Source organism: Paenibacillus sp. fava2, assembly GCF_058313675.1.
Genome location: NZ_CM177755.1, coordinates 7,115,038 through 7,135,997, shown reverse-complemented (window position 1 = coordinate 7,135,997; position 20,960 = coordinate 7,115,038). Strand labels below are relative to the sequence as shown.

Annotated in this window: 21 protein-coding genes; 16 read left to right on the top strand and 5 right to left on the bottom strand. The window is 52.1% G+C overall.

What is annotated here, in order from left to right; translation table 11 throughout:
• The first annotated feature begins 185 nt into the window (after positions 1-185).
• The 7 genes from hprK (at position 186) to AC4G46_RS31420 (ending at position 9,291) form a co-directional block, all read left to right on the top strand.
• Positions 186-1,103: an HPr(Ser) kinase/phosphatase gene (hprK, locus tag AC4G46_RS31450; protein ID WP_491126083.1), complete on the top strand. Its 918-nt coding sequence runs from the start codon at positions 186-188 to the stop codon at positions 1,101-1,103.
• A 264-nt stretch (positions 1,104-1,367) separates the two neighbouring features.
• Complete coding sequence (locus AC4G46_RS31445; RefSeq protein WP_491126082.1) at positions 1,368-3,104, top strand: sensor histidine kinase; 1,737 nt, start codon at positions 1,368-1,370, stop codon at positions 3,102-3,104.
• Between the two features lie 6 nt (positions 3,105-3,110).
• A complete protein-coding gene (locus AC4G46_RS31440; protein ID WP_491126081.1) occupies positions 3,111-4,691 on the top strand; it encodes a response regulator in 1,581 nt (526 codons plus the stop codon).
• 146 nt (positions 4,692-4,837) lie between these two features.
• The gene (locus AC4G46_RS31435; RefSeq protein ID WP_491126080.1) at positions 4,838-5,758 is read left to right on the top strand and encodes an ABC transporter permease; all 921 of its coding nucleotides are present in this window, start codon (positions 4,838-4,840) and stop codon (positions 5,756-5,758) included.
• A gap of 27 nt (positions 5,759-5,785) precedes the next feature.
• A complete protein-coding gene (locus AC4G46_RS31430; RefSeq protein ID WP_491126079.1) occupies positions 5,786-6,667 on the top strand; it encodes a carbohydrate ABC transporter permease in 882 nt (293 codons plus the stop codon).
• A gap of 61 nt (positions 6,668-6,728) precedes the next feature.
• Positions 6,729-8,318 (top strand): ABC transporter substrate-binding protein, encoded by a 1,590-nt coding sequence (locus tag AC4G46_RS31425; protein ID WP_491126078.1) that lies wholly within the window; start codon positions 6,729-6,731, stop codon positions 8,316-8,318.
• 847 nt (positions 8,319-9,165) lie between these two features.
• Positions 9,166-9,291 (top strand): hypothetical protein, encoded by a 126-nt coding sequence (locus AC4G46_RS31420; RefSeq protein WP_491126077.1) that lies wholly within the window; start codon positions 9,166-9,168, stop codon positions 9,289-9,291.
• Positions 9,292-9,322: 31 nt separating this feature from the next.
• Here the strand turns inward: AC4G46_RS31420 and AC4G46_RS31415 are convergent, their stop codons facing one another.
• Positions 9,323-9,901: a class I SAM-dependent methyltransferase gene (locus AC4G46_RS31415; RefSeq protein WP_491126076.1), complete on the bottom strand. Its 579-nt coding sequence runs from the start codon at positions 9,899-9,901 to the stop codon at positions 9,323-9,325.
• A gap of 92 nt (positions 9,902-9,993) precedes the next feature.
• Between AC4G46_RS31415 and AC4G46_RS31410 the strand changes: the two genes are divergently transcribed.
• The 4 genes from AC4G46_RS31410 (at position 9,994) to AC4G46_RS31395 (ending at position 12,766) form a co-directional block, all read left to right on the top strand.
• On the top strand, positions 9,994-10,221 hold the full coding sequence (locus AC4G46_RS31410) for a hypothetical protein (RefSeq protein WP_491126075.1): 228 nt from the start codon (positions 9,994-9,996) through the stop codon (positions 10,219-10,221).
• Positions 10,222-10,296: 75 nt separating this feature from the next.
• Complete coding sequence (locus AC4G46_RS31405) at positions 10,297-10,875, top strand: sigma-70 family RNA polymerase sigma factor (protein ID WP_491126074.1); 579 nt, start codon at positions 10,297-10,299, stop codon at positions 10,873-10,875.
• Positions 10,865-11,839 (top strand): hypothetical protein, encoded by a 975-nt coding sequence (locus AC4G46_RS31400; protein WP_491126073.1) that lies wholly within the window; start codon positions 10,865-10,867, stop codon positions 11,837-11,839. Before AC4G46_RS31405 ends, AC4G46_RS31400 begins: the two co-directional genes overlap by 11 nt.
• An 87-nt stretch (positions 11,840-11,926) precedes the next feature.
• The gene (locus tag AC4G46_RS31395) at positions 11,927-12,766 is read left to right on the top strand and encodes a hypothetical protein (protein ID WP_491126072.1); all 840 of its coding nucleotides are present in this window, start codon (positions 11,927-11,929) and stop codon (positions 12,764-12,766) included.
• A gap of 97 nt (positions 12,767-12,863) precedes the next feature.
• On the opposite strand, the gene AC4G46_RS31390 is transcribed toward AC4G46_RS31395, so the two are convergent.
• From AC4G46_RS31390 to AC4G46_RS31380, 3 genes are all read right to left on the bottom strand, one after another.
• Positions 12,864-13,400, bottom strand: a complete 537-nt coding sequence (locus AC4G46_RS31390; protein ID WP_491126071.1) for a MerR family transcriptional regulator — start codon at positions 13,398-13,400, stop codon at positions 12,864-12,866.
• 209 nt (positions 13,401-13,609) lie between these two features.
• The gene (locus tag AC4G46_RS31385; protein WP_491126070.1) at positions 13,610-14,263 is read right to left on the bottom strand and encodes an HAD family hydrolase; all 654 of its coding nucleotides are present in this window, start codon (positions 14,261-14,263) and stop codon (positions 13,610-13,612) included.
• 135 nt (positions 14,264-14,398) lie between these two features.
• Positions 14,399-15,109 carry an SDR family NAD(P)-dependent oxidoreductase gene (locus AC4G46_RS31380; protein WP_491126069.1) on the bottom strand — a complete coding sequence of 237 codons (711 nt, stop codon included), beginning with the start codon at positions 15,107-15,109 and terminating at the stop codon, positions 14,399-14,401.
• A gap of 100 nt (positions 15,110-15,209) precedes the next feature.
• Between AC4G46_RS31380 and AC4G46_RS31375 the strand changes: the two genes are divergently transcribed.
• Positions 15,210-15,569 carry a MerR family transcriptional regulator gene (locus AC4G46_RS31375; protein ID WP_039877916.1) on the top strand — a complete coding sequence of 120 codons (360 nt, stop codon included), beginning with the start codon at positions 15,210-15,212 and terminating at the stop codon, positions 15,567-15,569.
• Positions 15,570-15,734: 165 nt separating this feature from the next.
• Complete coding sequence (locus AC4G46_RS31370; protein WP_491126068.1) at positions 15,735-16,571, top strand: methyl-accepting chemotaxis protein; 837 nt, start codon at positions 15,735-15,737, stop codon at positions 16,569-16,571.
• Positions 16,572-16,641: 70 nt separating this feature from the next.
• On the opposite strand, the gene AC4G46_RS31365 is transcribed toward AC4G46_RS31370, so the two are convergent.
• Positions 16,642-18,264, bottom strand: coding sequence for a copper amine oxidase N-terminal domain-containing protein (locus AC4G46_RS31365; protein ID WP_491126067.1), 1,623 nt, complete (start codon positions 18,262-18,264; stop codon positions 16,642-16,644).
• Between the two features lie 151 nt (positions 18,265-18,415).
• On the opposite strand from AC4G46_RS31365, the gene AC4G46_RS31360 reads away from it, so the two are divergent.
• The 3 genes from AC4G46_RS31360 to AC4G46_RS31350 are packed head-to-tail and all read left to right on the top strand — an operon-like array spanning position 18,416 to position 20,955.
• Positions 18,416-18,997: an RNA polymerase sigma factor gene (locus AC4G46_RS31360; RefSeq protein ID WP_491126066.1), complete on the top strand. Its 582-nt coding sequence runs from the start codon at positions 18,416-18,418 to the stop codon at positions 18,995-18,997.
• Complete coding sequence (locus AC4G46_RS31355) at positions 18,990-19,793, top strand: anti-sigma factor (protein ID WP_491126065.1); 804 nt, start codon at positions 18,990-18,992, stop codon at positions 19,791-19,793. The genes AC4G46_RS31360 and AC4G46_RS31355 overlap by 8 nt, the downstream gene beginning before the upstream one ends.
• 34 nt (positions 19,794-19,827) lie before the next feature.
• Entirely contained in the window at positions 19,828-20,955 is a 1,128-nt protein-coding gene (locus tag AC4G46_RS31350) for an SGNH/GDSL hydrolase family protein (protein WP_491126064.1), read from the top strand.
• Positions 20,956-20,960: the final 5 nt, after the last annotated feature.

Genomic DNA, 20,960 nt, shown 5'->3' with positions numbered 1-20,960 from the left:
TGTGGGTCTTAAGACTTAGGTAATATTTTTAACTATATAATCAGCATTGCAAGAATACAAGATTTTTAGAGGAATCTATAATAAAGAGAAGGTAGAGTTACCCCAGCCGTTGAATATAACCGTCAACCATACTATTCCATTTCAGGCGTATCCGGGATACGCCTTAGCTGCAGGAGGAGAACCCCATGAAGTCGATCACCGTTCAGAGCCTTACTGATAAATTCCAGCTGGAGGTGCTTGCAGGAGCCAGCCGGATGGACCGCATGGTCACACGCCCCCGTACACACCGGCCCGGGCTGGAGTTTGTTGGGTATTTTGATTTCTTTCCTATGGAGCGGGTGCAGGTGCTCGGCCGCAAGGAAATTAATTATCTGCTTACGCTGAGCGTAGAGGACCGCGTGCTGCATATCGGCAACATCGTCAAATATCATCCCCCGTGCTTCATTGTAACAACCGGACAGCAGGAAATTCCTTATCTTACGCATTTCTGCGACCAGGAGGGAATCCCTCTGCTGCGCACAGCAGATACGACCAATGAGTTCATAGCTAAACTGGACAGCTATCTGGTGAAGGCGCTGGCCCCCGAGCTGTCGATTCATGGCGTATGTGTTAACGTATCCGGCATCGGCATTCTGCTGCGCGGCAAATCGGGCATCGGCAAAAGCGAAACCGCACATACGCTGATCCGCAGAGGCCACCGGTTCGTAGCAGACGATATTGTGGTGCTCAAAAAGCTGGGGCCGCATACGCTGCTTGGTACGCATAACGAGACCACACGCGAGTTCCTGGCGCTGCGCAGCATCGGGCTGATCAATGTGGTCCGCCAGTACGGGCGCAAGGCCTTCCAGGATGAGACCCGGATTGTGCTCGATATTGAGCTATGTCCCTGGAGGGAGAATGCACTCAACAATGAGCTGGAGCTCGTTCCCCAGTTCACCGAATATCTCGGGGTGCAAATTCCGCATATCGAGGTTCAGCTTCAGCCGGGACGCGATGTTGCCGGATTAATCGAAGCAGCAGCCAACAACTGGTACCTGAAGCAGCTGGGCTACAGCGCTGTTGAAGAATTTATGAAACGGATCGAGGACGGAATGCAGACGTAAGCGCCGTAGCGTTACCCGTCTGGAATGCCGGATCAATGAACGAAACAGGCCATCAATAATAATTCTATCAGATAGTGAGGCAATGCGGCACTCCAGAAAAGGATATATACAACTACTTTCTATTATGGTACATGAAGGGCACCGGCCAGAGGCGGCTGATGCCTCTCTTTTTTGCGCAAAAATAGTAGTAACCGCTTACACTTCGTTGTAGAATGGATGAAAACAGCGGACAGCTGCTATTAAGCATGCAAGGGAGCGCCGGATATGGAGAAATTTTCACCGGATAAAAAGTATATTCCGTTCACCTACAAAATGATGATTCCTTATCTGGTGCTGGTCCTTCTGACAGACCTGCTGGTCGGCTATATAGCCTACACGATGCTTGTTGAGTCCAGAACTGAGATGGCGGAGACGAATGTGCGGACGGCCCTCAAGCAGACGAGGAGCAATATCGAATACCAGACCGACGAGATCAAACGGATGAGCAATTCACTGTTTCTCAATACGAACTTTCAGAATGCGCTGCAGTTCAGGGGCAGTCCGCTGGAGAATATGCTCAAGATGCGGGATGATATTGTCCCCTATATGAAGGCGCCTCTGCAGTTGTACGGGAACAAGCTTCGGCTTGCGCTGTATACGGCTAATGAGACCATGCTGGAGATTACCGGAGACGATATGACGGTGCCCATCGGCAGAAGCGATTACTATGTGCTCTCGGGCCGGGTTATTGAGGACAAGGAATGGTTCCGGTCGATCGTGATGAATAATAGAGACAGCCTGTGGCTGCAGGCGGACAGTGACAGTAGGCTGGGCAACATTTCGTATTTCCGCAAGCTCGTTGCTTCCAACGCGGCTCCGTCAATCATCGGGTATATCCGGGTTACGGCGAGAATAGACGAGCTGTTCGGCAGCTTTGATACGTTTCCGGTTGATCAGGGGCTGGAGCTGCGGCTGGTTGACAGAGCACAGGGGCAGACCATTTATGAGCAGGGGGCTCCGGACAAGCCGGCTAAGCCGGACGATTATCTAATAATCAGCGAGGAAATTCCGATACCCGGTTATGTGATTGAGGCGCGGGTGCCGCACAGCTATCTCAACAAGGATGCAAGCAGAATGCAGAAGGCCATTGGCGCAGTCTGCACGATCAGCTTCGTGGTTATGGCGGCGATTGGGTTCCTTGTAGCCCGTATATCCGGCAAAAAGATCAAGCGTATCGTCTATCTGGCCCGTTCCTTCCAGGAAGGGAACTTCTACAAGCGGATCGGGTTCCCCGGGAATGATGAGTTTGTGTATATCGCCAACAGCTTTAATCAGATGGCGGCGAGCATTCAGGAGCTGATCCGAAATGTCTACGTTCAGGGTCTTCAGAAGAAGCAGGCCGAGCTGGATGTGCTGCAGGCCCAGATCAGCCCGCATTTCCTGTATAACACCCTGTCCACCATCGGCAGCCTGGCCAATCTTGGAGAGGTCGGGAAGGTTACGCGGATGGTGAAGGGGCTGTCCAAGTTTTATCGGCTGACCTTAAACGAAGGGCGGGTCTATATCTCGATCGAAAAAGAGCTGGAGCAGGTCAAAATGTATCTGGAAATCCAGCGGGTGAAATATGCCGACGCCTTTGAAGTCTATTATGATATTGATCCTGATATTCTGCAGGTTCCGGTCATCAAGCTGATCCTGCAGCCGTTCGTGGAAAATATATTCAAGCACGCCTGGTTCGGCGAGAGTATTGCCATCCGGATTACGGGCCGGAGGCTTGGTGACCGGATTGAGCTGAAGGTGATTGATAACGGTATCGGCATGCGGCCGGATACGCTGCGCAGCATGCGCGCAGGCTCCTTTCAGCCGGGAAGCTATGGCCTGAAGAATGTGGAGGAACGGATCAAGCTGAGATACGGCAATGATTACGGGATTCAGATCGGCAGCTATTACGGAGCCGGAACGGCGGTGCAGATTGTCCTGCCGGTTGAGAATGCGGAGATCCGCGAAGTGAGGGGAGAGTAGAGGATTATGGCCCTGGAGATAAATATTTTGCTGGTGGATGATGAGGCCATTGATCTGGAATGGCTGAGACGGCGTGTGGCCGGAAGCAGCCGCTTGCCGCTGCATAGTGTCAGGACGGCTGCCAGCGGCTTTGCCGCACTCAAAATAATGGAGCAGCAGCCTGTCGATATTATTCTTTCCGACATCCGGATGCCGATTATGACCGGGGTGGAATTTGCCCGCAAGGCGAAGGAGCTGAACCCGGAGGTTGAAATTGTGTTCATCAGCGGCCATCAGGACTTCAGCTATGCCAAGGAGGCGATCCAGCTGAATGCCTCCGATTATCTGCTGAAGCCTGTGGACGATGAGGAGCTGTACAGCATGCTGGAGCGGCTCTGCGTCAAGATCGAGAAGGAGCGCAAGCAGCATACCTCCTTGACGGAGACACTGTCTCTTGTCAATCAGGAGCTGCTGCTGCGCTGGTTCAGTGAGGCCGCGCCGGGACCGGCGCAGGCGCATATTCTCGGCGTGCTCACGCCTTACCTGCAGGCACTGTCGGCTGTTGCGATTGTGGAACTGGACGATATCGCCTGGAAAATACGCGGCTGGAGCGAAGAGGAACGGTCTGCCTGGAGCAGCAGTGCCGGAGGGTTTATCCGGGAGTTCGCCCGGGCGCATAATCTGGGTATGGTGATTACCGGCTATGACTATCACTTTATCATTCTGGCTGCGGTTCAGGAACAGCATTTCACTGCCTTACTGGAGGAGCTGATCCGTGCGTTCTATCAGGAATTTGCCTGCTCCATTACCATTGGCAGAGGCATGTATGCTGCCGGGCCGGACAAGCTGCATGACTCCTACCGCCAGGCTCAGGCCGCGCTCAGCATCAAATGGATTGTCGGCAAGAACAGGCTCATTCAGGACGCATCGGAGTGGCACCCCAAAGAGAAAATCGCTTCCGATCTGGAGGAGATTGTTGACCGGATGCTGAAGGCAATGCTGGACTATGACCTAACGACTGTCGATGACTGCCTGCTGCAGCTGTTTGCCGGGGACAGCCCGATCTCCCAAAAAAATGATATCTACGATATCATCATCCGGATCACCTCCAAGCTGCACGCTGACCTGCGGCAGATGAACGAGCATCTGTACGAGATTCTGAACTGGGATGCCCATCAGCCGTTCGTGCTGTTCCAGTTCGAGACGGTGCATGATATCCTCTCCTGGCTGAGACGGCGGTTCTTCGAGCTGTCGGAGCGTCTGTACCTGAAGCGCCAGCGGCAGAAGCGCAAGCTGATTGATGAAATTACAGACTATGTGAAGGCGAGGCTGGACCAGAAGATTACCCTTAACGAGGTAGCGGCCCACTTCGACTTTTCGCCTAACTACCTGGGCCACCTGTTCAAGGTGGAGACGAACAGCCTGTTCAGCGACTATGTCGGCGAGCTGCGGATGAAGCGGGTCTGTGAGCTGCTGGAGGACCCGACCAAAAAGGTCTATGAAATCGCCGAGCAGGCCGGCTATAAAAATATCATCTACTTCAACCGGCAATTTAAGCAGTATATGGGGATGTCGCCGGGCGAGTACCGGAAGCGGAATAAAATATAATGCTGCGGCCTCTGTCCTGACGGGACGGGGGCTTTTTTTTATATACTAAATCGTTGAATTAGTATTAAGTTTAGTTGTTTCGCTGAATTATGCCGGAAGCACGCCCTGCTTATAATGTGAGATATAGAGAAGAGAGGGGTGCAGAAATGAAAGGGCATACATTCTGGAGTGATTTAAAAAATTATAAGGTTCTCTTGCTGATGCTGTTACCGGCGGTTGCCTTCTTCCTCCTGTTTGCTTACATCCCGATGGCGGGGATCGTCATCGCCTTTAAGAAATACGATTACGCCGGAGGGATCTTCGGCAGTGCATGGAACGGGCTGGACAACTTCCGCTTTTTCTTTGAATCAGGCGACGCCTGGCGGGTTACGCGGAATACGGCGCTGTACAACATCGCTTTTATTACGGTAAACAACATTCTGCAGATTTTTGCCGCCATTATGCTGTTCGAGGTCGGGGGAAAGTGGTTCCGGAAGCTGACGCAATCCGCGCTGTTCCTGCCTTATTTTATCTCCTGGGTCGTAGTCGGTGCAATTGCCTATAACCTGCTGAACTATGATATCGGTACGGTGAATGCGATGCTCAGAGGGCTTGGCCTGGAGCCTATCGATATTTATAATACACCTGCTTACTGGCCTTATATCCTGGTGCTTGTAGCCGCCTGGAAGAGCCTTGGGTACGGAACGGTAATGTATCTGGCTGCGATAACAGGCATTGATACGGAAATGTATGAAGCTGCCGAGATTGACGGCGCGAACATTTTCCAGCGGATTATGAAGGTAACGATCCCGAATCTGATGCCGACGGTTATCATTCTGGTGCTGCTGGCGGTCGGGAACATTTTCCGCGGGGATTTCGGAATGTTCTATAATATGATCGGCAACAACGGGCTGCTGTTCTCCGCGACGGATGTTATTGATACCTTTGTCTTCCGGTCACTGATTACTTCCAATGACATCGGAATGTCGGCTGCGGCAGGTGTGTTCCAGTCGGTGCTTGGATTCGCAACCATTATGACGGTGAACTATGCTGTCCGCAAATACGACAAAGACCGGGCCCTTTTCTAGGGACAAACAGGAAATGGAGGTAACGATATGAAGCAGCTTGACCGTAAAATTTTCTCAGCCATAGGCTATGTTTCACTGATCCTTCTCGCTGTGCTATGTATCTTCCCGTTCATTCTGGTTGTCTCCTCATCCCTGACGGAAGAGACCAAAATCGTAACGGACGGCTATCAGTTTATACCAACTGCCTTCTCCACCGAGGCTTACAGTATACTTTTCAAATACCCGCAAGAAATGATTAATGCTTATCTGGTGACTATCGGGGTTACGGCGACCGGCACCCTGCTGGGATTGTTCCTGACTTCAATGACCGCTTACGCGCTGTCCCGCAAGGACTTCAAGTGGCGCAACAAGTTTTCGTTCTTCTTCTTCTTTACTACCCTGTTCAGCGGCGGGCTCGTTCCGTGGTATCTGCTGATCGTCAACTATCTCAACATGAAGGATACGCCGATGGCCCTGATTGTGCCGATGGTGCTCAATGTGTTCTACATTATCGTCATGAAGTCCTTTATGAGCAGCATCCCCGAAGCCATTGTCGAATCGGCCAAAATTGACGGCGCCGGCGACTTCCGGATTTATGTCCGCCTGATTCTGCCGCTGTCCAAGCCGGCCCTGGCTACAATCGGATTGTTTCTGGCTCTGGCTTACTGGAATGACTGGTATAATGCGCTGCTGTTCATCTCCGACGAGAATCTGATGCCGCTGCAGTATTATTTGTACAAAATGCTGGGCAACATGGACGGTATGCGCAAGGCGATGATGGGTGCGGGCGCTGTCGTGACTACTTCCATTCCGACCGAGAGCCTCAAAATGGCGATGACGGTTGTTGCCACAGGCCCGATTTTGCTGGCTTATCCGTTCGTGCAGCGTTATTTTGTCCAAGGCTTAACGATTGGTGCTGTTAAAGGGTGAACCCGGAGTCATCCGGTTTATCAATAGATTTCATATTTAACTACAAGGGGGAAGGCTTGAGATGCTGAAAAGAAATAGAATGATGCTGCTGGCGCTCGTTTTAACCTTCGTTATGATTCTAAGTGCGTGCGGCGGCAATAATAATGCCAATGCACCGGCAGAGCCTACTAATAATGCATCAGAGGCAGGCGGCAACACCACCGATACGGGAACTGCAACAGATCCTGCGGCTTCCGGTACCGTTGATACATCCAAAGAAGTGAAGCTGAAAATGATTTTTGTCGGACCTAAGCCGGTCGATTATGACAGCGTGTTCGCCGAAATCAATAAAGTGCTGAAAGAAAAGATCAATGCCACCATCGAAGGCGAGTTCCTCGACTGGTCCGACTGGGCGCAGAAATATCCGCTGAAGCTGGCGGCGAATGAGGATTTTGACCTGATCTACTCGGCGAACTGGGCCGGCTACAATGACCAGGCGCTGAAGGGCGGCTTCCTGGAGCTGACCGATGAGCTGCTGAACAAATACATGCCGGAAACCATGAAGGCTATGCCGCAGGTAAGCTGGGATCAGGCCAAAGTGAACGGCAAGCTGTACATGGTTCCGCAGAACAGAGGGGAGTCTGTTGAGAAGCTGATTCTCTACCGCGAAGATCTGCGCAAAAAGTACAATCTGCCTGAGATCAACAGCCCTGAATCCTATGCGACTTACCTGAAAACCATTGCTGAGAAAGAAAAGGGCGTTGCCCCGTTCACTCCGGAAACCGGAGACTGGAAATATCATAACCTGGACCGTGTCCTGCTGAAGCAGCAGAATGAATGGAATATGTTCGACCTCGACCTGCCGTTCGCCTTCAAGCTGGATGATCCGACAGGTAAAGTATTCAACGTCTATGAAACACAGGAGTTCAAGGATCTGCTGGTGTACTACAAGGATCTCGCCGACAACAACGCCTGGTCCAAGAATGTGCTGAACAGCAAAAACGATCATCAGGCTGACTTTAAGGCAGGCAAAACGGCCTCCATTACGCACAACAACGGTACACTGGGTGCCCTGATGGCCCTGATGCGCCAGGAAAATTCACCTTACGAAGTAGCACTGGCCGATATCAACCAGGGTAAGAAAAAATCGATCGCCATCTCGACACAGAACGGTACCTCCATCCATGCGACCTCCAAAAATGTGGAGCGCTCCCTGATGATGATCGATCTGATGCAAAATGATAAACAGCTTCACGACCTGATCATGTACGGTATCAACGGCGTGCACTATGAGCCGGTTGGTGACGACAAATACAAAGCGCTTGAGAAGAACCCGAACTACACCGGCTTCTCCAACTGGAACTTCAACTCGCCGCTGAACCGCGACAATGAAGCGTTCCCGCAGGAAGCTTCCGATTTGGTCAAGAAGTGGGAAGCAAGTGTGTACCACTATGACCTGGAAACCTTCGTGTTCGACAACAGCAAAGTGAAGACCGAAATCGCCAACGTCGGCAACGTGATGCTGCGCTACGCTATTCCGCTGGAATACGGCGTAATCGAAGACATCGACAAAGGCCTGGCTGACCTGAACAAGCAGCTGAAATCCGCGGGTCTTGATAAGATCCAGACCGAGCTGCAGGCACAGATTGATGCGTTCCTGGCGAACAAGTAAAAGAGTGTACGAGTAAGAGTATACGAACTGTAGGCGATAGGCAGGGATATGCGGTCCGCTGGGGCGGGCAGGCGTAGGTTTATGCAAGAGCAGGGCAGCGGTCTCCCGCTTTGGGAGGCGCTGCCCTGTTTTTTTGCGCGGGTGGCGGGATGAGGCAGGTGTAGCAATCGTCCCATTCACCGCAGCCGGAGCATTTATAGCACCTGCAGCACACGGGACGCTCTAACGGACTCAGGAGGCGTTATTTGCCGGTTTTCCGGCGGTTGGAAATTCTAACGGACTCAGATGACGCTATTTAGCCGAAAATGCGCTGGTGCGGGTGAGTTTGGAGCAAATAACGTCACTGGAGTCCGTTAAACCCGCCGCTGGACTGGAATTGCGGGAATAAGGTCCGCTGAGTCCGTTAGAATGTATTGGCTGGGAGGGAGGTTAGCGATTAGAATGAAATTAGTAGGGTTTGGAACATTTTGGGAGTTGAAATCATTTCATTCACGTGGGGGAAGCCATGTTTAACCGACAGACAGATTATGATTTTAGAATATATTCATCCGATAGAGCGTCATACATCACATTTTATCTCGAGCAGTACATACATGAACAGCTACCCAGTGTGGCCTGTAGTATTGAGGTTGTAAATAACAAGTTTACTGGCTCGTGTCTTAATGTCTGGTTCGAGGTGGAGCAGCTTCAGCGTTTTGTTCACGAGCTGGAACACTTGGATAGGTTAGAACATGCAGACTTAAGTGCAATGTCGCCAGAGGAGTTTAAGATCTCGGTTAAGCGCACGAATAAAAAGGGTGACGTTGTGATCCTGCATTCACTTACCAAGTACCAATATAGTTTAGACTTGCCTGACATAACCCTGTCCGGCGGGTTCGGGTTTGACAAGGAGTACCATATGGTACTGGTTGAGAACTTCGAGCGGTTAATCTCGGTGGGCGGTTTGGGCACCAATCTGGACTTTACCTGTTGAACGCACTGGGATAGGAGATCTTGCCCCATCCCTAATACCGGTACACATACACCTTAGTCCGCAGACGGTCCTCACAGGTAATAACGCGCACAGGCTGCCTGTCCGGCAATGCAAAACAAACGCTGATTACCGTCGCACCTTGCGGCAGCTCCTGCCTGAACTTCCCCGCCAGACGCCCCATTGCTCCCGGAAACAGATAACAGAGCACAATGTCGGCATCTCTGTAAGAGTAGCTATAGATATCCCCGCGCTTAAAAGTAACCCGTTTGCGCAGGCCCGCCCCGGCACTCTTACCCGGCATTAGGCGGGTGTACAATACGGTGAGCAGCCTGGAGAAAAATAGGGGGATGCCGGAGTTTTCGATTCCGGTCAGCCGCTTGCCGGGACAACGGCGGATAACCTCCAGCCCCAGCGTTCCCCAGCCGGAGCCGGCCTCAATGATATTGCCGTAGCCCCGAATCCGCTGCACCTCCGCAATCACCGCCAGCCGGACAGGACCGGATGCGGGCATCGGCGAAATCCCGTTCCTCCAACTTATGAGTACAATCCAGAGTACGGATAGCAGAAAGGCAAATGCGGCAATCCATGGGATCATTTCAATGATGGGCATAGGGCTCCTTTCTGACTCGCTTTTTGTACCATTATAAATTACAGCACTTATCCCGTGTAACGGTTTGTTTGAGAAAAGAAGGAGGCACCTCAATGAGTGAATTTATATTTAATAGAGATGTTGAGCGGAGGGATGATCTGTTAGGTATCGGGGGGGAATGGGCTGCTTTGAAGAACTCGCATAGTGTTAGAGATTTCGATTACATAGATGTCCATATTCTGTCCGCAGATTTAAGCAGGAGTTTCTCAGCTTTTGTGCTTCTGCCGATGAACTCACGGTTAAACCCCGGCTTCACGCATGGTGGGATTAGGCAGCAATAAATTTCCACCCCTTTTGAACCTTTTCAACCCCAGCGGGCCAATATCCGTTGTAACACCTGAATGGAGGCCGGTCCTATGAAGGATTTAGATTTACACCCGTGGCTTATCCGGATGAGCCAGGGTGATGAAGAAGCATTTCAGGTTGTGTATGAAGCTACACGGGATCACGCGTACCGCTTCATCAGTTACCTTGCCCCCCGCCGGCAGGATGCCGGAGATATTATGAGCGAGGTATATCTTGAGCTGTACAGGAGCGTGCATACGTATGATCCGCAGCAGAACTTCGGCGCATGGTTCAGCGGCCTGATGATCAGGCAGGTGAGGAACTGGAAGCGGAGGGAGTGGCGTCTTTTTCGGATTACGGAAAAGCTGAAGCTCAGCACCGGCAGATCTGCAGACCCGGCGGCTGAGCTGCACATCACTGCGCTGGATGACCAGCTGGAATTGCTTCAGCTGCTCCAGACGCTGCCGCTCAAGCTCAGGGAGGTTATCGTGCTGCGCTATTATCAGGATTGTACGCTGATGGAAATTGCTGTGCTGCTGAAGGTTCCATTAGGCACCGTAAAATCGAGGCATCATCATGCGCTGAAACAGTTACGCCGCCGGTTCACTGAGCAGGGGATGGAAAGGGAGAGTGATGGCTTTGTCTATTGAACAGCAGCTGACAGAGGAATTCAGACTGGATTCCCGGAGAAGCCCGGAGGGCCTTAATAACCGGATTACGGCGGAATACAGGCAGCAGGTGATGCAGCAAAGGGGAGTCTCATTTATGTCAAGGAAAAGAAAAACGTCCGTATACCTCTTAACCGCTCTAATTGTAGTGATGCTGTGCGGCTTCGGTTATGCCGGCAGCAGGCTGCTGTATTCTTATGAAGGTAAGTTGTCCGTCAGCAACCGTACGGAGCAGCAGCTGCAGTTCAAGCAGGAGGATGTGGTGAAAATCCGCGGTGAGCTGGAAAAGGTAAAAGCACAGCTAGTACCCGGGGAATCGGCGGTCGTATATCTTCGTGATTTTGATCTTACTATTGGCGAGACACCGATTATTTATGGTATCAATAACCCGGTGAAGGTACCGGCAGAAGAATGGAGAATGCTGCTTCAGCAGCAGGGAGTCCGGGAAAAGCTGCCGGATACCCTGCTTGGAGCCTATAGCCTGGAAGAAGGCATGGAGGCCTCCCCTTTTCAGGTCGCTTTGGGGACCGGCGCCGACTCCATTTTTGACGAGCTGAAGACTGAAGCTACCGCATCAGGAAGTGAGATGCTGTGGCGCCTCACTGACACAGCCAATGATTTTATGGATACCTACACTTCAGTCTACCGGAATGCAGCCAATGACACGATCTATGTTACCTGGCAAATCGCCGGAGAAGATGTAAATCCCGCTATCCTCCAGCTAAGCCCGCCCGGGATAACCGCTGAAGATGCCACGATCGGCGGACTGACCGCACATTATCTCAAAAATGACCAGTCGCTGTTCGGGCAGAGCAGTATCCACCAGGATGTGACCTGGGTTAGCGAAGCCGGGGATACTGCGGTTGCTTACCACGTACAGACCGATTCTGCGGCGGTTACGAAAGAGCAGCTGATTGAGGCAGCTGAGAGTTTGGTGCACAAGTAATATAATGAAAGCCTGGGCCCTAATAATGGGGTTCAGGCTCTTTTTTACATGTAATACTACCAAATTCATATAAAAAGGATGTGCACTATGAATCAGGCAGAACAGCTTCATACCCTTGCAAGGCGTTACTGCATGATTATGTCCCGGTATTGGGGAAGGAAATATTCACGGCTGATGAATGACGGCAGGGACAGGACGGCGGACGGGGGCTACACTGTTGAAGCAGAGGAGTTGTTCCCCCGCTATTTAGTTCTCGATGCGATCCTTGCTGAGCTTGAACGGTCTGATGGAGCGGAACTTGCCGCTGAAAAAGAAGCGCATAAGAAGATTCTGGCGGCTGTCTGGAGCGCCCAGAGCCAATTTACCGAGAATAAAGAGGGATTCTTTCGGCGGACAGCCGAGGCGCAGCGACAATTAATGGCTGATTATTTGAAAAAAAGAGCTGCAGAAGGGATAAGCCGTGTACAGCCATTGCCTTACCGGCGAACATTGTCAGAGGTAGAGCGGACCTTGCTGTGGGAGGACCTGAGGGAGAGGTGGGGCATCAGTGATTTCTGGTACCCGCTTACTGATGCCAAGCCGACGGATACCGAAGCCTTTATGGAAGACTATTTTAAAGAAGAGGTTGGCTTTGAGGCACTAAGGGCAATATTAAGTGCTCACGGGATAGAGCGGGTTTTCGAGCTGCGGGAGTTCGACCATTCGCCACAGTATCAGCTTGATATCGGGGGACTTGATCCAACCTACACAAACAACGGAGAAGGCTACTGGTTTTCTGCTGAAATGGATTGGGTCATCTACGCTTCCCATGAAAATTCAATTACGATAGCGGGTGAGTGGCTATTAACGGAGATAAAAGAAATCTGGCCGGGCTGGGAGGAACGCCGGTGGCTGGATTGGAAAGAACGGCTACGGCGCGGGATCTGATCTATGCAGGCTAGCCGTAGTGGAAACAAGCTTATTAATGAAGTAAATTAGCTGCCTGAGCCCGGCAATGGCCGTACCGGACCCAGGCTTGTACAGTCTACAGCGAGAAAAAAGTACGCAGCAGCCCGCGCTTCTTGGGTGGAGTTTTGAGCTTCATAGCGGCAAGGGGGTGCATCTCCTCATAGGCGGCCGCTGCCTGAAGCCGCGGCTGCTGGATGCTCTCAATAGATACTGCAAGCTGCTGGATCATCCGGCGCAGATCCTCCAGCTCCTGGCGCTGCTGAAGCAGCTGCACGGAGACCACCTCGTCGGCCTTCTGGTCGAGCGAACGCTCGATGCGGACGAGCCTGGACCAGACCTCCTGCATAGGCGGCTCCGTAACGGGAAGCTTCTGGATAGAAGACACCGGCTCTGCCTGCGGCTTATTCCCGGCAAGCGTGATGCTGTCCAGCGACTCGCCCTGCTCAAGCCGTTCCTTAATAGATTTAAGCAGGCTGACTTCCTGTGTGGTAAAAATATAATGACCGAACCGGTCCTTGGGAAAGCTGGCAGGGAACATCGCGGCCCAGCGTTTGATCGTGGTCTGGCTGACGGACAATTGCTCTGCAGCTTCCTTGGTTTTAAATATTTCCATTTTCCATTCCTCCGCTTGGGTATTTGGTGATATACCTATTCGCTCCTCAGGAGCGACTCCCTGCACGGGTGACAAAGGTGGTGCCGGTTCGCTAAACAAAGTGGTATTGCGAGCAAAGCCGAGATCAGCAGCGCCTTATGATTCTACATAAAGCGGCCGTATTTTGCTTTTTTCTCAAGATAAACAACCGCGAGCTCGCCACGTCAATATTACAGGCGATCCTGCTCCAGCAGCTCCACCAATTCAGCCACACTGCTGAAAACGCCGTCCGGCTCAACCTCATAGGTCTGACTCTGAAAAGCCGACAGCCAGCGCACCGCATAGGTACGCAGTCCGGCAGCCTTGCCTGCCAGAATATCGGCATTGCTGTCACCGACAAACACAGCCTCGGCGGGGCTGATTCCTAGAATCTCCAGGGCGCGGCAGATGCCTTCCGGGTGAGGCTTCGGCTGCGCCACATCATCCCCCGTAATGGCGAACTCGCAGAAGTCCTCCATCTGCAGTGCCTTGGAGGAGATCCGGTATGCCCGCTGCCCTTTGCCGGTGATAACAGCCATCCTGATCCCGCGGTCTTTCAGCAGCTGCAGCAGACCGGTAATCTCGGTGTTCCCGACCGACTCCCCATTATGGCCCGTCTCATAGATCGAGAAATAATCCTGAACGGCCTGCGGAGCAGCGGCCTTATTATTAAAGTTAACTTCAATAATCTCCTCTTCGGTCGGTCCGAACATGGCCACCAGCTCTTCGTTCGTTACATCCCTGTCCTCGTATTGTTTAAACACCGTACGGAAAGCCGTGAATGACAAAGGCAGCGTATCAGCCAGCGTTCCGTCAAAATCGAATAGTACTGCTTTAATAGACATAATGTGGTGACTCCTTTATCAGATTGAATGCGCAGATAATCATAAAAGCGATACTTATCATTTTAACAGAGACAGAGGCAATACAAAGACCGGAAAAGCAGAGGCTTTCCCGGTCTTTCAGCAATATATATGATTTTACCAGGCGCAGATCCCGTTCACATCCAGAAACTCTCCGTTATGCCGCTTGCCGTCGGTGGCGTAGCCGACAATAATGGCTGCTCCCGCTTCCTTGGACTTGCCGCCCTCGGCGTTGTGATTCAGGTCGGTCTTCGTAAATCCGGGGGTGACGGCGAATACCTGAGCGCTGGTGTCTCTTAGCTCTATAGCCATGGCGGTGGTCATCGCGTTGCTGGCTGTTTTGGAGGCATTATAGTCGAAGCAGTTCAGCGGATGTTCCGTATGCTGCATGAACTGCAAGGAAGCCATGTCGGTCGATACATTAATGATCGTTCCTTCATTCTGCTTGATAAGCGGAAGAAGCTGCTGGTTTAACCGGAACGTCCCAAAGAAGTTCACTTCAAAAGCCTGCCGCAGATCCTCCTCACGGGCAGTACTGAAGGAGCTGGAGAAGGCGCCCGGCATACCGGCATTGTTGATCAGCAGAGTAAGATCAGCGTAGCGGGTTTGAATCGTGGCGACGGCCTGTGCGATGCTGTCCGGATTCGTCATATCCAGCTGCACAAGCTCCACATCCAGCCCCTGTCCGGTTAATTCGGCAACGGCTGCTTCTCCCCGTTCCGTACTGCGTGATCCGAGCACTACCTTCCATCCTGCTGCGCCAAGCTGTCTGGCTGTTTCCAGTCCGATTCCTTTGTTGGCACCTGAGACAAAAGCTGTTTTCATCATCGTTATCCTTCTTTCTGTTAAATGATAGCTATCTATAATCTGAAGCTTAATATGCTACACTAAGTGTAGGTCAACAATGAATTTTCGGGAGGCAGGCAGAATGTTTACGATAGGACAGATTGCTAAAAGGGTAGGGCTGAACATTGGGGCAATCCGCTTTTATGAGCGCAAGGGGCTTCTGGAGCCGGCGGTCCGCAATGAGCAGAATAACCGTCTGTACAGTGAAGAGGACATTGGCTGGCTGGTGTTCCTGAAATGTCTGCGGGAAACGGGAATGAGTGTGGAGGAGATAAAGCGGTATTACGATATGGTTAAGACCGGGACATCAACCCTGCCGGAGAGAACCCGGATGATTGAGGAGCAGAAGCAGGTGCTGCTGGATGATATCGAGAAAAAGAAGGCGCAGCTCGTCCATCTGGAGCATAAGCTGGAGCGGTATTACCGCGGGGAGAACTATTAAAAACCTTATTTTTCTATTAAATGAAGTTGAAGTACTTACTTTTATACACTTCCTTAAGATTATAATATTAATATTTAAAATATATAATGAATGGTGATTCTTTTGCCGATATAACTATCCTTACATTAAATACAGACCTCAAATGGATAGGGAGCTGCAAGAAGCATGAACATCTTAGAAAGCGTATTGAAGGCATTGCCGTTTTTTACACAGACCTTACGTGAAAAAGTGAACCTTGTCGTGTATGACCGGACTAAGGTTCTTTATTTTGTACAGACCCGGGGCTTTGAGCTGGAGCAAAAGGTCGGTGATCCGCTGATTCCCCAGTTCCAGAACTTTGGAGCCTTGACGAACGGGCGAGAGCCGAGCCTCGTACATATTAACGCTGAATTATATGGATTTCCTATAGATGTCATCAATATACCGATTGTCGATGACAGCAATGAAGTGGTGGCAGTGCTCTGTGCTACCTATGACCAGAGTAACCAGCACCAGCTTAACGCTGTTGTAGATGATAATCAGCATATCTCGAACGAGCTTATTGATATGGTACAGCACGTAGCGGCACATGCCCAGGAGCTTCAGGCGACCAGCGAGCAGATTCTGCAGAACAGCAAGCTTGCGGTTGAAAATGCGGGCAAGGTCACCAGGGTATCCGGCCTGATCCGCGAAATCTCCGAGCAGACCAACCTGCTGGGTCTGAATGCAGCAATTGAAGCGGCGCGTGTAGGGGAGGCGGGAGCCGGCTTTGGAGTAGTAGCAACTGAGGTGCGTAAGCTTTCTGTACATTCCAGAGAGGCGACAACAGGCATCGAGGCTGCTTTGAAGGAAGTTCAGGAGTCTATCAGCAAAATGGAGTACGAAATCAGCCAGATTTCCGCTTCGGCGGCAGAGCAGGCTTCCCTGGTTGAAGCTTTTACGCAGGTAATTGAGCGTCTGCACCTGTCCAGTGAAAAAATGCTGGGTGTGTCGGGTAACCTGATTGAATATTCGGTGGAATAAGGAAACTTGGAAGCAGTAAGAGAGAGGCCATCCCTGCGGGATGGCCTCTCTTTTTGCCGGTTCTACTTCATTAATGGCTGTGCTGCGCCGCTGCGGCTGTTGTTGCCGCCATCGCTTTCGTCAGGGTAATGGTGCCGTCAGCCGGAGTATAGCTCACATCCCAGCCGAGCAGCTCGGCGATGAAACGGACCGGAACCTGCACGCGGCCGCTGTCCAGGAAGACAGGGGCCCCGACGTTCCTGCGCTCGCCGTTCAGTTCCATATAAGACTGTCCGGCCCGGAAGACGGCGGTGTTGTCTCCATCCTTGATCCAGAGCGTTTTCTTGGTGTTATCCCAGGTTATATCAACGCCAATGGCCTCACCAAGGTAACGGAGCGGGATGAAGGTACTGCCGTCCTTCATGACCGGAGTAACATCCATCTGGCTTGTAGTCCCGTTAACCGTTACGGCAGTGCTGCCTTTCTTCATTGAAATGGTTGTCATTTCAGGGGCAGCAGCGTCAGACTTGCCATGGAACTTGTCCGGGAACTGGGCGACAATGCCGCCAGTCAGCTCGCTTGCAGTCATGAACATATGGGAATAGGCAGTACGCTCAAGGCTATAAGCTTTAGCATAATCTTTATTTACATAGCTGTTAAAGGTATCAAGCAGGTGGCCGATATGCATTTTCAGGCCTTCTGCGATTGCTGCCGTTTCAAAATAGGCCGGATTCGCACTGTGGAAAAACTCGGCTTGCTTCATACGGTAATCTTCCAGCGCGGCAACAGCCTGCCCGCGTCCGGCTTCATCTTTAGCCGCTGTAGCTTTTACATAATCCACGAAATATCCGATATGGGAAGACCAGATGGGCTTAAAGGCATCGCCGGCGGCTGTGCCGTATACGGAGGCAATCGCCGCAGACAGATCCTCCGTATTGCTGTTCAGGGCAGCCGCTGCTGCAGTGAAGTCCGGGGCACCGTCGATCCCTTTTTGCATGGCGAGTACAGCCAGAGTGGCATGCTCACCCAGCAATTGTCCAAGTCCTGCGCGCAGGTCGATTCCCGGTGAGGTTGTGGTGCCTGCAGGGAACTTGTCAGGGAACTGGGCCTGAATGCCGGCAGCCAGCGATTTGGCTGTCATGAACATATGAGCGTAAGCAGTCCGTGTATCCTCATATGCAGCAGTATAGTCTTTATTTACATAGCTGTTGAAGGCATCCAGCAGATGGTTGATATGCATGTTTAACCCGTCTGAGATGGCAGCCGTTTCAAAATAAGCCGGGTTGGCATTATGGAAGAATTCAGCCTGCTTCATCCGGTAATCATCAAGCTCAGCAACGGCCTTCTGTCGTCCGGCCTCGTCTTTGGCAGCGGTCGCTTTCACATAATCAACAAAATATCCGATATGGGAGGACCAGATGGGCTTGAAGGCCTCACCTGCGGCACTGCCGTAGACTGAAGCGATGGCTGCTGAGAGGTCATCTGTGTTTTGGCCGAGTGCCGCTGCCGCATCATTGAAATCTGCAACACCATCATAGCCCTTCTGCATCGCAATGACGGCCAGCAGTGCATGCTCGCCCAGCAGCTCACCGAGAGCCGCCTGTAAATTCGGTGCGGCCCCATTCGTATCCACTTCGTGGGCGCTTGCCAATGCCGGGACAAATAAACTCAGGCAGAGCATCAGGATAACCAGCTTACTTTGCAGCTTTTTCATTTCCGTTCACTCCTTCATTCAAAGTTGAGCCGCTAATCAAAAGCGGTTATACTCAGTGGAACGTAAGTATTCAGAAGTTGGATCACTTTTTATAAATTAAATTTTAAAATATTAATTCATCCAACTACGCTGGGGAAATGGGGGGTAACAGTTGAACGAAGTCGCTGACGACGTACAATTAATGCAGCAAATCAGGCAGAAGGACCCGGATGCCCTCGAAAAGCTCTACGACCGGTACGAGCAGATGGTTTACAGCTTCGCATACCGGATTGTGAAGGATTCAATGGCGGCGGAGGAAGTGATGCAGGAATTATTTATGCGGATCTGGAAGAACCCGGAGCAGTATGACTCCGCTAAGGGCAAGCTGTCAACGTGGATGTTTACGGTTACACGGAATATTGCGATTGACCAGCTGCGCAAGAAGAATACACGGCCTCCGCAGCAGTCTGCTGATGCAGAGGAATTGCAGCAGCTCCGCGATACCGGGGCGATGACGGAGGATATGGTTGAAATGCTGTTGGCGGGAGAACAGGTAAGAGAAGCATTGCAGGAGCTGAGCAGAGACCAGCAGCAGGTGATGGACCTTATCTATTATCAGGGCCTTACACAGCAGGAGGTGGCCTATCACGTAGCTGTTCCGCTGGGCACAGTTAAGAGCAGGGTAAGACTGGCCATGAGGCAGCTGCAGAAACGGTTAATCCACTGGGGAAGGAGGGATCAGGCTCATGACTGAAGAGAATAAAGACTTGTGTGAATGGGCTGAATTGTATGCGCTTGACGCATTGCAGGACGATGAAATGGAGCAGTTCGGCGTTCATTTACAGGAATGCCCCGAATGTGAGAAACTGGTAAAAGAATACCGCCAGGTAATTGAGCTGCTCCCTCTTGCCTCCGAGCCAGCTGAGCCGCCGGCAGAGATGAAGAAGCGCATTCTGTCCCGGGTATTGGAAGCAGATGCTCCGGTTCAGCAGGTTCAGAAGCCTGCGGGTGAAGCACCCAAGCCGGTCCGGGAGGAGCCGGAGTATACGGTCAAGACCGCGCCGGCACCCCGAAAGAAGCCGTTCCTGCGTTATCTTAGCGCCGGCCTTGCTGCAGCTGTCGTAGTATTGCTCATCTATACAAGCCAGCTGCGCCAGGATGTCGATCAGCTGCAGCGACAGGTGGCTGTCAGCTCTGGACCGCTTCAGGGAATTAAGGTGAATGAGTCGGTTGTGCTTAGTCCGGCGGCAGTGGAGTCTGCGGTCAAAGGCCTGGCTACCATCATCGTGGACAAGAGCAGCACACATCTTGTTGTGCAGGCCGAAGGACTGCCGGAGCTTACAGGGACCGAAGTATACCAGGTATGGCTGATCAAAGGCGATGTTCCGCAGAATGCCGGCACCTTCGTATCACAGGGCGGTAACGGCGCGCTGTATTATACCTTTGAGCCGCAGGAGTACGATACTGTTGCCATCACACTCGAGCCGGATGACGGCGGCGAAGCGCCTAGAGGCCAGATTGTGCTGGCGGCACCAATCAAGCAAGGATAGTTGATCTTGGGAGAAAGCCGGGAGGAACGAGAGGATGAAAGAGAACGGGAGACTGCAAGCCGCAGCCCTGCAAGAGGTTGCACATCTCAAGGTTCACGGCAGAACAAATGGGAGCCTGGCTCCCCTGACGCTGTTCTGGACAGGCAGCGCACTTGAATTCAATATCAGGGGTTCGGAGCTGTGGATTGAGGCTGAAGCCGACTATGACCAGCATGAGCCGTGGATCAGCATCGTCATTAACGGATCCCCTGTCAGCAGACAGATGGTAACCGCGGGCAGACACTGGATCTGTGTCTTCAGAGGCATGAATGATCAGGCTGTGAAGAATGTGAAGATTATTAAGGAGCTGCAGGCGATGAGTGATGACCCGGGCTGTCTGCTGCAGATACATGGAGTTCAGTGTGACGGGGAGTTTCTGCCGGTAGCGGATAAGCCGCTGAAGCTTGAGTTCATCGGGGACAGTATCACCTCAGGCGAGGGCGTGATCGGCGCCCAGTCCGAGGAAGACTGGATTCCCATGTGGTTCAGTGCTGCCGTGAATTATACCGCCATGACAGCCAGGGAGCTGGATGCGGACTATTCTGTCATCTCCCAGAGCGGCTGGGGGGTGCTGACAAGCTGGGATAACAATCCCGGGAAGAATATCCCTCTCTATTACGGGCAGGTATGCGGCCTGCTGGGCGGTGAGCGCAATGAAGCGCTCGGAGCGCTGCAGGACCATAATTTTGAGGCCTGGCAGCCGGATGCCGTTGTGATTAATCTGGGCACCAACGACGGCGGCGCCTTTTATTCGCCGGACTGGAACGATCCGGTCAGCGGCAGGTCCCGCAAGCAGCGGCTGAACGAAGACGGCTCCTTCAATGAGGAGGACCTGCAGGCTTTTGAGGCAGCTGCAGAAGCGTTTCTTGTACAGCTGAGATTCTGCAATCCGCGGGCCTATCTGGTCTGGGCTTACGGAATACTGGGCGTTCCGATGCTGCCGGCCATCAGCCGTGCCGTTGACAGTTATATCCGTAAGTCAGGAGACACAAGGGCCTCTGTATTCCAGCTGCCTAACATGACACCGGAAAGTGCCGGCGCTCGAAGCCATCCCGGAATATCGGCCCATGAGCAGGCAGCCCGGGCGTTAAGCGGCTATTTAAAGGAACTGCTGCACGCTTGACTCTG

What these genes read in the sequence shown, in the direction of transcription:
- hprK (WP_491126083.1), top strand. Translation starts at nt 186, where the DNA reads ATGAAGTCGATCACCGTTCAGAGCCTTACTGATAAATTCCAGCTGGAG.
- AC4G46_RS31445 (WP_491126082.1), top strand. Translation starts at nt 1,368, where the DNA reads ATGGAGAAATTTTCACCGGATAAAAAGTATATTCCGTTCACCTACAAA.
- AC4G46_RS31440 (WP_491126081.1), top strand. Translation starts at nt 3,111, where the DNA reads ATGGCCCTGGAGATAAATATTTTGCTGGTGGATGATGAGGCCATTGAT.
- AC4G46_RS31435 (WP_491126080.1), top strand. Translation starts at nt 4,838, where the DNA reads ATGAAAGGGCATACATTCTGGAGTGATTTAAAAAATTATAAGGTTCTC.
- AC4G46_RS31430 (WP_491126079.1), top strand. Translation starts at nt 5,786, where the DNA reads ATGAAGCAGCTTGACCGTAAAATTTTCTCAGCCATAGGCTATGTTTCA.
- AC4G46_RS31425 (WP_491126078.1), top strand. Translation starts at nt 6,729, where the DNA reads ATGCTGAAAAGAAATAGAATGATGCTGCTGGCGCTCGTTTTAACCTTC.
- AC4G46_RS31415 (WP_491126076.1), bottom strand. Translation starts at nt 9,901, where the DNA reads ATGCCCATCATTGAAATGATCCCATGGATTGCCGCATTTGCCTTTCTG.
- AC4G46_RS31410 (WP_491126075.1), top strand. Translation starts at nt 9,994, where the DNA reads ATGAGTGAATTTATATTTAATAGAGATGTTGAGCGGAGGGATGATCTG.
- AC4G46_RS31405 (WP_491126074.1), top strand. Translation starts at nt 10,297, where the DNA reads ATGAAGGATTTAGATTTACACCCGTGGCTTATCCGGATGAGCCAGGGT.
- AC4G46_RS31395 (WP_491126072.1), top strand. Translation starts at nt 11,927, where the DNA reads ATGAATCAGGCAGAACAGCTTCATACCCTTGCAAGGCGTTACTGCATG.
- AC4G46_RS31390 (WP_491126071.1), bottom strand. Translation starts at nt 13,400, where the DNA reads ATGGAAATATTTAAAACCAAGGAAGCTGCAGAGCAATTGTCCGTCAGC.
- AC4G46_RS31385 (WP_491126070.1), bottom strand. Translation starts at nt 14,263, where the DNA reads ATGTCTATTAAAGCAGTACTATTCGATTTTGACGGAACGCTGGCTGAT.
- AC4G46_RS31380 (WP_491126069.1), bottom strand. Translation starts at nt 15,109, where the DNA reads ATGATGAAAACAGCTTTTGTCTCAGGTGCCAACAAAGGAATCGGACTG.
- AC4G46_RS31375 (WP_039877916.1), top strand. Translation starts at nt 15,210, where the DNA reads ATGTTTACGATAGGACAGATTGCTAAAAGGGTAGGGCTGAACATTGGG.
- AC4G46_RS31370 (WP_491126068.1), top strand. Translation starts at nt 15,735, where the DNA reads ATGAACATCTTAGAAAGCGTATTGAAGGCATTGCCGTTTTTTACACAG.
- AC4G46_RS31365 (WP_491126067.1), bottom strand. Translation starts at nt 18,264, where the DNA reads ATGAAAAAGCTGCAAAGTAAGCTGGTTATCCTGATGCTCTGCCTGAGT.
- AC4G46_RS31355 (WP_491126065.1), top strand. Translation starts at nt 18,990, where the DNA reads ATGACTGAAGAGAATAAAGACTTGTGTGAATGGGCTGAATTGTATGCG.
- AC4G46_RS31350 (WP_491126064.1), top strand. Translation starts at nt 19,828, where the DNA reads ATGAAAGAGAACGGGAGACTGCAAGCCGCAGCCCTGCAAGAGGTTGCA.